The organism is Bradyrhizobium sp. Mp27 (assembly GCF_029953005.1).
Taxonomy (GTDB): domain Bacteria; phylum Pseudomonadota; class Alphaproteobacteria; order Rhizobiales; family Xanthobacteraceae; genus Bradyrhizobium; species Bradyrhizobium barranii.
This window is the reverse complement of record NZ_JASAUS010000112.1, coordinates 14,072-27,351: the sequence shown is the minus strand read 5'-3', so window position 1 is coordinate 27,351 and position 13,280 is coordinate 14,072. Positions and strand designations below refer to the sequence as shown.

8 protein-coding genes and 2 pseudogenes are annotated in these 13,280 nt (G+C 60.0%); all 10 read left to right on the top strand.

Features of this window, described 5'->3' with window-relative positions; translation table 11 throughout:
- Positions 1–294 precede the first annotated feature (294 nt).
- The 10 genes and pseudogenes from QJT78_RS36960 (at position 295) to QJT78_RS36910 (ending at position 13,256) form a co-directional block, all read left to right on the top strand.
- A complete protein-coding gene (locus QJT78_RS36960) occupies positions 295–582 on the top strand; it encodes a hypothetical protein (RefSeq protein WP_080586965.1) in 288 nt (95 codons plus the stop codon).
- Positions 583–712: 130 nt separating this feature from the next.
- The gene (locus tag QJT78_RS36955) at positions 713–1,906 is read left to right on the top strand and encodes a CoA transferase (RefSeq protein ID WP_212479621.1); all 1,194 of its coding nucleotides are present in this window, start codon (positions 713–715) and stop codon (positions 1,904–1,906) included.
- A gap of 905 nt (positions 1,907–2,811) precedes the next feature.
- Positions 2,812–3,982 (top strand): annotated as a pseudogene (locus QJT78_RS36950) (CoA transferase).
- A 448-nt stretch (positions 3,983–4,430) separates the two neighbouring features.
- Complete coding sequence (locus tag QJT78_RS36945; protein WP_038952767.1) at positions 4,431–6,254, top strand: chloride channel protein; 1,824 nt, start codon at positions 4,431–4,433, stop codon at positions 6,252–6,254.
- 1,102 nt (positions 6,255–7,356) lie between these two features.
- A complete protein-coding gene (locus QJT78_RS36935; RefSeq protein ID WP_049808048.1) occupies positions 7,357–7,593 on the top strand; it encodes a hypothetical protein in 237 nt (78 codons plus the stop codon).
- A gap of 692 nt (positions 7,594–8,285) precedes the next feature.
- A pseudogene (locus QJT78_RS36930) lies at positions 8,286–8,476 on the top strand (CoA transferase); the annotation flags it as partial.
- A 299-nt stretch (positions 8,477–8,775) separates the two neighbouring features.
- Positions 8,776–9,774: a glycosyltransferase family 2 protein gene (locus QJT78_RS36925; RefSeq protein ID WP_038945509.1), complete on the top strand. Its 999-nt coding sequence runs from the start codon at positions 8,776–8,778 to the stop codon at positions 9,772–9,774.
- 9 nt (positions 9,775–9,783) lie between these two features.
- The gene (locus QJT78_RS36920; protein WP_038945510.1) at positions 9,784–10,467 is read left to right on the top strand and encodes a class I SAM-dependent methyltransferase; all 684 of its coding nucleotides are present in this window, start codon (positions 9,784–9,786) and stop codon (positions 10,465–10,467) included.
- An 819-nt stretch (positions 10,468–11,286) separates the two neighbouring features.
- Positions 11,287–12,258 carry a fatty acid desaturase gene (locus QJT78_RS36915; RefSeq protein ID WP_038976060.1) on the top strand — a complete coding sequence of 324 codons (972 nt, stop codon included), beginning with the start codon at positions 11,287–11,289 and terminating at the stop codon, positions 12,256–12,258.
- Positions 12,255–13,256, top strand: a complete 1,002-nt coding sequence (locus QJT78_RS36910) for a class I SAM-dependent methyltransferase (RefSeq protein ID WP_281460455.1) — start codon at positions 12,255–12,257, stop codon at positions 13,254–13,256. Before QJT78_RS36915 ends, QJT78_RS36910 begins: the two co-directional genes overlap by 4 nt.
- Positions 13,257–13,280 lie beyond the last annotated feature (24 nt).

Sequence of the window (13,280 nt, the reverse complement as noted above, 5' to 3'; positions counted from 1 at the left end):
TCGTCAGGCGGCGAAAAGCCGAAGGCAATCCTGTGCGCCTCGTCAGACAAGATGTGCGGCCGCATCAATCGGGCCCAAAAGCCGCACTCTCACGAATAGGACGGGCTAGCTTGAGAGTTACACGTTCGGTTAAAATTCGGCAGCGGCCTCCGGCCCCCCTTTCATAAGGCCGTTTTAGCGATCAAATCAAGTAGCGGCGGGGGCCGAGGGCAAGGATTCAAGTCCCGCCTGCGGGTATGATCTGTAAAGGAAATCATGAAACCAGGTCTATTTTCAGTCGGTCTCATCGGGGTCATGGCGGTGTTCGCCGGGCCGGATCGTCTGTCCATCGGAGAACAGCCCGTCATGATCGGGAAAGCCAATGCAGACGACGGCGGCAGGGACAAGGGCAATGAAAGCGGTAAGGCGGGACACGCCCCCTCCATGCCCATGGCCCGCGACCCCGCGGCGACGGTCACCCGGGAATACGAGACCGCACGTCAGAAGGGAACCAGGGAGGCGTTCGAGCTCTTCATTGCGCGCCACGGCGATGACCCGCTGGCCGAGCAGGCACGCGACGAGCTGAAGCGCCTGTCGCGCTGATCCCTTCATGCAGCGCAGCAAACCGCACCGAGCACTGCATTTTGACAGGCGGCATCCGCGCCGGCGCAGACTTGCCGCATGATGTTTCGGCCCTATGGTGACTCCGTAATCTGACCCGGAGCCTTTTACCATGCCCTTTCCGCATGCCTCGGAAGCCCTGTCGCGCTTCACCGTGCTCGATCTGACCCGGGTCCGGTCCGGGCCCACCTGCGTGCGGCAGCTTGCGGACTGGGGCGCCAATGTCGTCAAGATCGACGCGCTGACCGAGGATTCCGGCGGCGAGCAGCCGGGCGGGCCGCGGTGGGGTTCGGACTTCCAGAATCTGCACCGCAACAAGCGGGCGATGACGCTGAACCTGAAGGACGAGCGCGGGCTCGCCGTGTTCAAACGCCTCGCCGCCAGGGCCGACGTCGTGGTCGAGAATTTCCGTCCCGATGTGAAGAAGAAGCTCGGCATCGACTATGAGAGCCTGCGCGAGATCAACCCGCGCATCGTCTATGGCAGCATCTCCGGCTTCGGCCAGGACGGCCCCTACCACAAGCGACCGGGCTTCGATCAGATCGCCCAGGGCATGGGCGGGCTGATGTCGATCACCGGCGCGCCGGGCGAAGGGCCGATGCGGGTCGGCATTCCCGTCGCCGACCTCACGGCCGGCCTGTTCTGCGCCATGGGCATCCTCACCGCGCTGCTCGAGCGCGAGGTCTCGGGCAAGGGCCAGTGGGTGCAGACCTCGCTGCTGCAGGCCCAGATCTTCATGCTCGACTTCCAGGCCGCACGCTGGCTGATGGAGACGGAGGTCGCCAAGCAGGCCGGCAACAACCACCCGACCAGCATCCCGACCGGCGTGTTCAAGACCTCGGACGGCTACATCAACATCGCCACGACCGGCGGGCGGATCTGGGAGCGTTGCGCGCAGGCGATCGGCGCCCCCGAGCTCTATAGCCATCCCGACTATGCGACCGCGCCCTCACGCTCCAAGAACCGGGACGCGCTCAACGCCGAGCTTCAGAAGCGCACCGTGACCAAGTCGACCGAGACCTGGGTCAGGGAGCTCAACGACGCCGGCGTGCCCTGCGGGCCGATCTACGCCATCGACCAGATGTTCGAGGACGCGCAGGTCAAACATCTCGGCATCGCGCAGGACGTGCCGAACGACGAGGACCGCCACATCCGACTGGTCGGCCAGCCCGTCACGCTATCGCGCACGCCGAGCAAGATGGTGGCGCGGCCGCCGGAGTTTGGGGAGCAGACTGATGATGTGCTGAAGGAGTTCGGGTTCGAGGTTGATGAAATCGCCGAGTTAAAGCAGGCTAAAGTGGTGTAGGTCCCGAATCTGGTCCTAGCCAGGAGAGTGGGCGCCAACGGGTGAGTGGCTACAGACGGCGCGCGTCGTTGATTGGCTGGTGGCGGCAGGCGAGAATCAACGTCCCCAACCGAACTACTGCCCTATTTAATACGGGCCGAAGGTTCGGGTTGATGCGATATCCATTGGGCCGTTTCCAACCGCAAAGCCCCTATAATGGCACTAGAAAATCTTCGCACTACAGGCGGAATTCGAAGTTGAAGTAGCGCTTCTTCGATCAACACCTCACGCTTGTCGCCTAACGCGCGGACTCTCAGTTGCGCCCTCCTGTATCATTCCTCAAGCTGAGCGCTACCCACGCGCGCGATTGCGATATTGCCAAGCCTCTTCAGCAACTGCCTGCTTCTGACCCGTTCAATTTAGGCGCGGTCGGATCACCCGGAAAACACCGCAGGGTTGCGTCAACGTAACTTCCAATCCGATTTAGACGTGCGGCACCCTCATGTTAAGGAGACAAGTGGTGAGAGCCCTGTCAATGTTGCGCTGCTGAAAGAGGAAATTTGTCGGGCCTCCGATAGTCCGCCGCCAGTCGCCACCCGGAGATGTCGCTTGTTGTGCCGCAAGCATCACAACGCAGCTCCTCCTCACTTACTGACCATCGGCGTTTCGCAAAAGCTCTGTCTGACGCGCGCTCTAGACAATTCGGACACACAAGGGGCATGGACCGAACTTTCCACTGGTCTTGGAACTTGAATAAAGCTCCGAAAAATAAAAGGCGAAGGCGCTCTACTCGCATGATCTTCTCAAACCACAAGGTATCTTAAGCAGCTCGCAATTGGGCACAAAAGTGACGTATTAACAAGCCGGCACCGCAGTTGCCCGCCTGGCGCGGAACAATAGCACGCCTGCCGTCCGCGGGCCTCGTAATGGGGGACAAATGGGGGCGATCGACAATTGCCGGTACAGGAGAGCGGCACGGAGTTCCCCGTGCGGCAGCTAGCGGAACGGGTCCCACCGTCATCAAGATCGACGTGCCGACCGAGGATTCCGGCGGCGAGCAGCCGGGCGGGCCGCGGTGGGGTTCGGACTTCCAGAATCTGCACCGCAACAAGCGGGCGATGACGCTGAACCTGAAGGACGAGCGCGGGCTCGCCGTGTTCAAACGCCTCGCCGCCAGGGCCGACGTCGTGGTCGAGAATTTCCGTCCCGATGTGAAGAAGAAGCTCGGCATCGACTATGAGAGCCTGCGCGAGATCAACCCGCGCATCGTCTATGGCAGCATCTCCGGCTTCGGCCAGGACGGCCCCTACCACAAGCGACCGGGCTTCGATCAGATCGCCCAGGGCATGGGCGGGCTGATGTCGATCACCGGCGCGCCGGGCGAAGGGCCGATGCGGGTCGGCATTCCCGTCGCCGACCTCACGGCCGGCCTGTTCTGCGCCATGGGCATCCTCACCGCGCTGCTCGAGCGCGAGGTCTCGGGCAAGGGCCAGTGGGTGCAGACCTCGCTGCTGCAGGCCCAGATCTTCATGCTCGACTTCCAGGCCGCACGCTGGCTGATGGAGACGGAGGTCGCCAAGCAGGCCGGCAACAACCACCCGACCAGCATCCCGACCGGCGTGTTCAAGACCTCGGACGGCTACATCAACATCGCCACGACCGGCGGGCGGATCTGGGAGCGTTGCGCGCAGGCGATCGGCGCCCCCGAGCTCTATAGCCATCCCGACTATGCGACCGCGCCCTCACGCTCCAAGAACCGGGACGCGCTCAACGCCGAGCTTCAGAAGCGCACCGTGACCAAGTCGACCGAGACCTGGGTCAGGGAGCTCAACGACGCCGGCGTGCCCTGCGGGCCGATCTACGCCATCGACCAGATGTTCGAGGACGTGCAGGTCAAACATCTCGGCATCGCGCAGGACGTGCCGAACGACGAGGACCGCCACATCCGACTGGTCGGCCAGCCCGTGACGCTGTCGCGCACGCCGAACAAGATGGTGGCGCCCGCCGGAATTCGTTGAGCAGACGAGCGAATTGCTCGCCGAGTTCGGCTTCGCCCCTGACGAAATTGCCGAACTGAGACGAGTGAAGGTCGTTTGATGTCGCCCAGCGCCAACGCGCGCGGCCTGCCTGGGCCTGCGCACGGCTCGGGGATCCTCTCGCGGCCCGCCCGAAGCAATCTGCCACGGCGATTTCGGGCCGCCGAATATCATGCTTCAGGGAGCAGAACCACGCGTCATCGTCGTCGTCCTGCTCAAATCCTGCCTCGCGGTTTGCTCGGGCGCGCATCTGAGGCGGTGCCGGCCCATGCCCCGCATAACCCGAATTCTCGAGCTGCCCGCTAGGCTGCCTTCTCCCCTGATCTGCGAACTGGCCTTTCCGCCAGCAATGATCCGTTGTTTTATATCGCTCTACGATATATTTCCGCGCAGTGCGTTGTGGCTAGGGGACGCGCCCGACGACCAGGCGCCTTCCAAGTTCGGCGCCGGCCGATGTGATCGGCGCCAGTTCATCATCCTCACAATCGCGTTATCCCGATCGGACCAACATGCCCCGCCCTATCCCCGCCAATTCGCTGCCGCGCCTCGGCGACTTCACGACAGACCGGCGCGTTCTCATGCTGGTCGCCATGGCTGTCTTCGTCGGCGCAGGTGGCGCCGGTACGGCATGGCTGTTGCTGCGCGCCATCGCGCTCGTCACAAATGCCGTGTGGCTGCACACGCTGAGCACGCAGACCCTCCCGACAGCCAATCTGAAACCCGACGCCTGGATGGTTGCGGCCCCGGCCTTTGGCGGCCTCGTCATTGGCCTGATGGCGCGCTTCGGTTCCGAACAAATTCGCGGCCACGGTATTCCCGAGGCGATCGAGGCGATTCTGATCGGCAGCAGCCGTTTGCAACCGAAAGTCGCCGTCCTCAAGCCGCTATCGTCGGCGATATCGATCGGCACCGGCGGGCCATTCGGCGCAGAGGGTCCGATCATCATGACCGGCGGTGCGGTCGGCTCTCTCTTCGCGCAATGCTTCCACCTCAGCGCGGCCGAACGCAAGGCGTTGCTGGTGGCCGGTGCCGCGGCAGGCATGACGGCCATCTTCGGAACACCGATCGCGGCCGTCATGCTCGCCGTCGAGCTTCTCCTGTTCGAGCTGAAGCCGCGCAGCCTGATCCCCGTGATCGCCGCCTGCGTGGTCTCGTCGTCGCTGCGGCCCTGGCTGATCGGCAGCGGCGCACTGTTTCCGTTCGCCGGCCAGCTCGATCTGCCTTGGTGGGGGCCGCTTGCCTGCGTCGGCGTCGGCGTGGTCGCGGGATTGCAATCGGGATTGCTGACCACGCTGCTGTACAAGGCCGAGGATTTTTTCAGTCACCTGCCGATCCACTGGATGTGGTGGCCGGCGATCGGCGGACTGTTCGTCGGCGCCGGCGGCTTGATCGAACCGCGGGCCCTCGGTGTCGGCTACGACATCATCGGCGACCTGCTCAACGACAACGTTGTGGTATCAGTCGCGGTGCTGATCCTGCTGGTAAAGTCCGCGATCTGGATCGTCGCTCTTGCGTCGGGCACATCCGGGGGCGTCCTCGCGCCGCTTCTTATTTTCGGTGGCTGCGTCGGCTGGCTCGAAGGACAATTGCTGCCGGGGCCGCATGGGGCATGGGCGCTCGTCGGCATGGCCGCGATGATGGGCGGCACCATGCGCTCGCCGTTGACCGGTATCCTGTTCGCCGTCGAACTGACTGGCGACTTTCCGCTGCTCGGATCGCTTCTGATTGCCACGAGCGCCTCCTATGCGCTCACCGTGCTGCTGCTCAAGCGCTCGATCCTCACGGAGAAGATCGCGCGGCGCGGCCAGCATGTGGTGCGCGAATACGGTATCGATCCCTTCGAACTGCTGCGCGTCAACGAAGTGATGGTGACGGACGTCGATACGCTGCACGGAACGATGACGGTCGGCGAAGCGATGTCGTTCTTCTCCGGGGACGAGCGGCGTCACAAGTCCTATCCGCTGATCGATGCAGGCGGTCAGGTCTCGGGACTCGTCGGCCGCACGGACGTCCTGCGCTGGCGCGCGGAAAGCGCCGACGGTCGCGACACCTTGTTCGACTGCGCATCGGATCGCTCGCTCACACTCGGCTATCCCGACGAACCGGTGTCACATCTTGCGGATCGGATGGTTCTGGCCGACGTCGGGCGCGTACCGATCGTCGAACGCGCGACCGGGCATCTCGTCGGCCTGGTTGCCCGCAAGGATATCCTGCGCATTCGAGCTACCGCAAGGTCCGTCGAGAAGCAGCGCTCGGCCTTCATCGGCCTTCATCGGCCTTGGCGCCGCAGCCCATCAGAAAAGGTGACCGCCCTTAACGAAGCGCGGCTTTAGACAGCGGATGCGCCTCGCCGACGATGTCATACAACTCTCTTTGCTAGCTCGTATCTTGCGATAGCTATCCGGCGAGGAAGAAGGAGCCATAAAACGCTGTGTAGCAGACCCAAGCGAGCCGTGTTCCCTGCCAAAGGCTCGTCTTAGCAAGAGCAAGAGCCGTTCCAAAAGCAATTACAGCGAGAGCTTGTTGCATGCGCTAATCATTCGTGAGTTGCCCATAACGGACGCTGCAGAAATACTGACCCGGCTATGGATCCCCTGTTGCTAATTGTCGGCATTGTGGCCATTTTGGCTGTTGGCGCCACGTTCGCGGTGATCACCTATTTCGATCTTAGAGCTGAGCGCAGGCGCCAACGGTAAGGCCGCCTCTGTTCATTTCGGTTTTTGGCGGTTCAATGCTCGCATGATTCCGATACGGGCAAAGATTGTCGGGCTGCCGCCTTCCGCCACCAGGATCAGTGCTGCATCGCGGCTTGCCATTTCGGCGCGGAGTGCTCTTTCTTCGGCAGCATGGCGATGTACTCGCCGGCGTCGAGCAGCGTCACCAGTACGCGATCACCGATCCTGGTCGGATCCTCGAATGGCGGACTCCATCCTCATTCCGTCATACCGCCCCCGGTTACCAATAGCCCATGCCACCGATAGGCCCTTTGGCGTTCCAGTTGAAATCCGGTCGTACGTCTGCGCCACGCCAACTCCGGCTGGCGAGTTATTATCGCGGGCGCGAACCCGCCGAAGGCCCGTCAGTTTTATTGAACGGGCGATTCCTTTGCTGAGAGGCGGTGCGTCATGGGCTGTCTCAGCCTTGTCATACCGGCCACTATTGGCCACTATTGGCATGCTGGCGGGTTTGATCTTCCTGGGCCACAGTAAGATTGATCGGCGGAGACATTGAGCAATTACCCCGGTCCGCATGAGTATAGAGGACCACCCGTTCGCGCTGGGGGGCCTTCTTTGCACGCCCGGCAAACTCCCCGTTGACGCGGCCGAGAAGGCTGTCACATTACTTTGACAGACAGGTGCCAGTTTGGCAGGCGCTGGGATTTCAGAGCCCAACCGGAATACGCGGCAAATGCTGCCGAGCGAATATATTCCGCTTGTGCAGCATTCAGTATCCTCTCAATTTCGGGAGTTCGGCGTGTTTGATGCTGAAATAACTGCGCTGCTCAGGGCGGTGCTCGAGGAAGTTTGCGAAAATATTCCTGTAAGCGAGACCGGCGCCAGAGCGTACGTTGCCTCGAAGCTGCTGGATGCCGCAGCACACGGACAGTTCTCAACCGACGCGTTGAAAGCGGCGGGCCGCAAGGCCCTCGACCCACCAACGATGTGGCCCTGATTATCCGCTCATCACTCGATCACATCGTATTCGAATGCGACGCCGTCAAAGTTGCGTTTAGGTCAATGTTGCTTTCTTTTCGCATGCAATTAAGCGCGATATGGAATACCACAGGTTGCACAAGCAGGGGACGCTTGTCGTGCTGTCGATCTTCAACGCTTTGGGGGTGGTATGGATGATTTTATCGCTGTGAGCCGTGCTACGCGGGGCCTTAGCACGCATCGTGCGGTTAGGTCTTGGTGCGTGTCATTCGGTTGGATTGCGCTACTCGCGGTTGTTGCCTACGCGATCGCTAACCTTCCCTGGTAAGGCATCAAGCAACTGCGCTCAACACAACGGCCTTTTCTTTATGCTCAGCGTAGCCACCAGCACCGCTGCCAATAAAACCCAGCCGAAGATTTGAACGATAGTCATAGAACCGTACCCTCAAGATTATCAGGGTAGTGCCTTGGCCCCGAGAAAGGTTCAAAATCTTCGTGTCTTCGCTGGCGCGCGGTCGCTAGTTCGTGACTGGAATCAGGGGCTTTGAACGCTGGTCGGTGGAGTGGAAGCCTTCTGGCGGAAGATCGATCTGATCGTCTATGGCGGGCTCGCCGCCGTTCTTGCCTCCCAAGCCGCTGCCTCGATCCGCCTCGCCCAGAAGAGCGGCAGACTGCCAGCTCATAGCCGAGCCGACCAAACCGTTTGACCAGGACTCCCAGAATCTGCATCGCAACAAGCGGGTGATGACGCTGATCCTGAAGGACGAACGCGGGCTCGCCGTGTTCAAGCGCCTCGCGGCCAAGGCGGACGTGGTGGTCGAGAATTTCCGGCCCGACGTCTAGAAGAACCTCGGCATACGATCAATCCGGGCATCGTTTAAGGCAGCATCTCCGGCTTCGGCTAGGACGGCCCATATCACAAGCGGCCGGGCTTCGATCAGATCGCGCAGGGCATCGAAAGACTAAGGGAGGCGGGCGTCGTCTGAGTCCACTCACGACAGGGGCAGTCTCGCATTGGGTAAAACGTTGGTTGGCTGTCCGTTCGGGGCCACCAGGCCCGACCGGATAAGCCTGATTGCCCCTCCATCCCGGTTTTCACGAAAAAAGAGCCTCCGTTCGGGCCGTTCCTAGTTGTTCACGCAAGGCTGCTTTAACCACAGGTGCTCTAGATTCCAGCCCATTCAAAGCGGAATGAACCCCAATGGCGATCGATTCCCGGACGGTTAGCTACAGCATCATTGTCCCGGTCTTCAATGAGGAGGCCGTTCTCCCGATATTGCTGCGCCGGCTCGACCTGCTGCTGACCCGGCTCAACGGGCCGGCAGAGGTCATTATCGTCGACGATGGCAGCAGCGATTCCGGCACCATCGTGCTGGAAGCACTCGTCAAACGCGATCCGCGCTATCGCTTGATCGGCCTGTCGCGCAATTTCGGCCACCAAGTCGCTATTACCGCCGGCATGGACGCGGCGCAGGGCCAAGCGATTGTGGTTATGGATGCCGATCTGCAGGACCCGCCTGAGGTCGTGGAGCAACTCATCGCCAAATGGGAAGAAGGTTACGAAGTCGTCTATGCGCGGCGCCTGTCGCGCGCTGGCGAAAGCCGGTTTAAGCGCTCGACGGCCCATCTGTTCTACCGGATACTCGGGCGCATGACCTCGGTTCGGATTCCGGCCGACGTCGGTGACTTCCGCCTGATCGATCGCAAGGTGCTCGACGCGCTGCGCCAGATGCCGGAGCGGGACCGCTTCGTCCGCGGCATGATCGCCTGGCTCGGCTTCCGGCAGACTGAAGTGACCTTCCATCGCCTTGAGCGCGCGGCCGGCGAAACAAAATATCCTCTGCTCAAGATGACCCGTCTTGCGTTGGCTGCAGCGCTCGGCTTTTCCGATGTGCCCTTACGCCTGGCAATCTGGTGTGGGCTCGTGGTGTCGTGCCTGGCCCTCCTCTACGGCGGCTGGGTGCTTGTGCTGTGGATGAGCAAGGACAGCCACCTGGTTGCCGGCTGGTCCTCGACCATGGTCGTCATATCGCTCCTATGCGGACTTAACATGCTCATGACGGGCATCGTCGGGCTCTACATCGGCCGCATTCATGCCGAGGTGAAACACCGTCCACTCTACGTCGTGCAGAAGCGGTTGGGCTTCGATCGCGCCCAGGCTGCGCCGGCGAGCGCCGCAGCTCACGCCATGCACGAATAGTGAGCCCACATGAGCGAGCTCTTCGACCAGTACCGCAGCAATTACCGGGACGTCGTCCAATCATCGATCGACTTCTCGGGCCTGCCCCACAGCTTCTTCATGCGCTCCAAAGCCGACCTCCTGCGCGACCTGACCGCGCGGCATCTCGGATCGACAAGACCCGCGATGCTCGACGTCGGTTGCGGCGTCGGCAGCTTTCATCCGTTGCTGCGCGGCATGGTCGGCAGCCTGACCGGCATCGATGTTTCATCGGAGAGTATCGAGCAGGCGCGCGCCGACAATCCCGGCGGCGAGTACCGCGCCTTCGACGGCAGGAGCTTTCCCTTCGACGACGACAGTTTTGATATCGTGACTGCGATTTGCGTGCTGCACCACGTCGCGCCTGCCCAATGGACCAACTTCATCAATGAGATGCGGCGCGTGGCGCGCCCGGGGGGCCTTATCTGCATCATCGAGCACAATCCGCTCAATCCGCTTACCCGCCTTGCCGTTGCGCGCTGCGAATTCGATCGCGACGCCGTGTTGCTCAGCGCTCGCAAGGCACGGAGATTGATGGCGGCTAGCGGTTTGCAGAAGATCGGCGCGCATCATTTCCTACTGTTGCCCTGGGAGGCAGAGCCGGCGCGCCGCGTCGAGGGCGCCTTGAGGCGTATTCCGCTCGGCGCCCAATACGCCGCCTTTGGTACCGCCTGAACTATTTCTACAACACATCCAACCGCCGATGGGCGACCGCCACATTGTCGCTGAAGATGCATTGCCAGTCCGGCGGGCAGTGGAGCAGCGTCACCCCGGCGTGTCCTGCTCAAGCAGTGTCGCATCAAGCTTGCATTCGTCGAGCAGCCTGAGAAAATCGCGCCTGATGGGGCCAAATAGACGCGCCCCAGAAGGCAATCACTACAAGAGCCAGCGCTCCAATTCCTAGTAGCAGAAGAACGGCTTCCAGCATGACGAATCAAGCTCCGTCCGCGAATAGGATATTCGTCGCGAAAGCCGGGATTAACCAAACGTCTTTCTGCACGGGGCAGGGATCGGCGGCGCTCTCAGTAAGGACCTCGCCGGCTTCTGAGCTGTAGCTCCAGATTTTCATAGCGAGTTCTCAGTATTTGATCCACGCAAGCAGCGCGATATTGCGGCCGCGCCTCGGAGCCGCCGAGCCCGCCGTTAACGCCGCCGCTCGCGCCGGTAGTCGGCGACTGCGCGACAGCCGCAGCCCACCAGGCGAATTGTAGGAGTGAGATGGTGCGCAACTTGGTATCGGCGCCGAAGGGCCGGTCATGAGTTGCTCGATTAGAGGTTGCGAATTAGATTGTCGCCCCGCTGGGGGAATCTAATGATCCATCGGTTTGTTGCGCCCGGCTACCGTTCGCTGTCCGTTCTCGCTCAACGCGTCTATCGGAGGATGGCCGGGAATGGAAATATTAACCTGACCTCTTCAACTTGAGCCAGACGGGGGCGAAACCAATGACGCTCGGCGCACGCTCAGGCGGCGAACCATCTCCGGGGTGACGGCAAATGATCGATAGTAATGATGACTATTCGCGAAGGTTTCAGGAACTAAGGCCATTTCTCGTAAATGACGAAGGTCTCAGATACGCGGACTTCATCAAGGCGCTGACGCCCAACTATACGAGGCTCTATCTGGATATTGCGCTCGGCTACTTTGCGCTGATTGTTACTTTTGCGTTTGTCCGCGCCGTGCCCGTGGAAATGGACTATGGACTGCTATTTATTGTGTTTGCTGGTGCAATCTCTATTGGCTTTTGGATCGCCTACCTGCAACTGTTCCTTCATGAAGGCGCTCACTTCAATTTCGCCCCTGATAGAGGACAGAGTGATTTTCTATGCAACATTCTGGTTGCTTGGATGATAGGCACATCTGTTCAGCAGTACCGCATCACCCATTTTCAGCATCATCGCGCGCTCGGCAAAATCGACGACAGCGAATCGACTTATTTCTCCTCGCTTAATCTGGCATTTCTGATCAAGGCTCTGTTTGGCGTCCGAGTGATGGAAGTGCTGCGGTCGCGCACCGAACTCGAAGCTAAAGCCAAGAGGGTCGATCGAGGCACATGGGTCAGGCCCATGGGTCTCCTTGCGCACATTGCAATCGTCACGATTTCCTTCTTTTCTCACGAGCTACTTTTTTGCGCCGCGTGGGTCCTGGGGACCGTGATGTTTTTCCCCCTCTTCGGCGCTCTTCGCCAGTTGCTGGAACATAGAGACCCCTCTGCGGATCCATGTGTCGATTACAATGAGCATGATCATGGCGCCTATACGAGGGTGTTTGGACCCGGCATATTCGCTTCGGTATTCGGAGCCGCGGGATTCAATCGCCACCTACTGCACCACTGGGAGCCGCAGGTTTCCTATACCAACTTGCATGAAATGGAGGCATATCTCCTCAAGACGGAGTTAGCATCGGTTATCGAGCAGCGTCGCTCCACATATTTGAAAACGTTCCTCAGTCTCTTCAGGTTCACATGACCAAAATAACGTGCCCGATTTGTGCCGATGGTTCTGTGCGTCATTTCGCGAAAGCCAACGACGTTGAGTATTTTACATCCGGCAGGCTCTTCGATTTCTACCGCTGTGACAGCTGCGATATTCTGTTCATTTACCCGATGCTGTCGGATCGGCTGAATGAAATCTATCCATCCAACTATTATTCGTTTCACGCCAATGCAGCCGATACCTTGGCACTACACTTCAAGAAGCGTCTTGACGACAGGGCTTTCCAAGCAATCACCAAACAACTCAATGGAGAACGCCTGTCTGCATTAGACGTTGGAGGCGGAATCGGTTGGCTCCTCGACGGGCTGAAGAGAGCCGATTCCAGAATTGCTGATACAACGATCGTAGACATTGATGCTGGAGCGGCCGATGTCGCCCGCGCCAAAGGTCACAACTTTGACCTCACGCCTATTGAAGGCTTCGAGACTGAAAAAACGTTTGACTTGATCTTGATGCTAAACCTGATCGAGCACGTTCCAGATCCGATCCAGATACTGAAAAAGGCAAAGAGCCTACTTTCTCCTGGTGGTCTCATTTGGATTAAAACGCCCAACTACGACTCGCTAGACGCTCGTATTTTTAGATATCGTTCCTGGGGAGGATATCACACGCCTCGACATTTTGTTCTCTTCACCAAATCTAGCTTCATTCGTCACTGTGAATCCGCGGGCCTTCATGTTTTGAATTGCTCGTATACGCAAGGCGCCCCATTCTGGACCGTAAGCGCCATTAACGAATTAAAGCGCGTTGGCCTCGCGGATGTGTCAGCTGCACGGCCATCGCTGCAGAACAGCCTTACTCCCTTTTTTCATCTGCTTTTTGCGGCGTTCGATTTTGTCAGGATGCCTTTCTCTAAGACGTCGCAGATGAATTGCATCCTCACGGCCCAATCATCCACTTCTGAGACATCATCGGCAACACCGATTTCGAGGGCGAAGTTGGGGTTAAGCAGGATTTCTGGCGGTGCGTGATCACGTCGCTCCAATAGCAGCAGC

Excerpts from the sequence above, each read along its gene's own strand:
- QJT78_RS36960 (WP_080586965.1), top strand. The coding sequence starts at position 295 with ATGGCGGTGTTCGCCGGGCCGGATCGTCTGTCCATCGGAGAACAGCCC.
- QJT78_RS36955 (WP_212479621.1), top strand. The coding sequence starts at position 713 with ATGCCCTTTCCGCATGCCTCGGAAGCCCTGTCGCGCTTCACCGTGCTC.
- QJT78_RS36945 (WP_038952767.1), top strand. The coding sequence starts at position 4,431 with ATGCCCCGCCCTATCCCCGCCAATTCGCTGCCGCGCCTCGGCGACTTC.
- QJT78_RS36925 (WP_038945509.1), top strand. The coding sequence starts at position 8,776 with ATGGCGATCGATTCCCGGACGGTTAGCTACAGCATCATTGTCCCGGTC.
- QJT78_RS36920 (WP_038945510.1), top strand. The coding sequence starts at position 9,784 with ATGAGCGAGCTCTTCGACCAGTACCGCAGCAATTACCGGGACGTCGTC.
- QJT78_RS36915 (WP_038976060.1), top strand. The coding sequence starts at position 11,287 with ATGATCGATAGTAATGATGACTATTCGCGAAGGTTTCAGGAACTAAGG.
- QJT78_RS36910 (WP_281460455.1), top strand. The coding sequence starts at position 12,255 with ATGACCAAAATAACGTGCCCGATTTGTGCCGATGGTTCTGTGCGTCAT.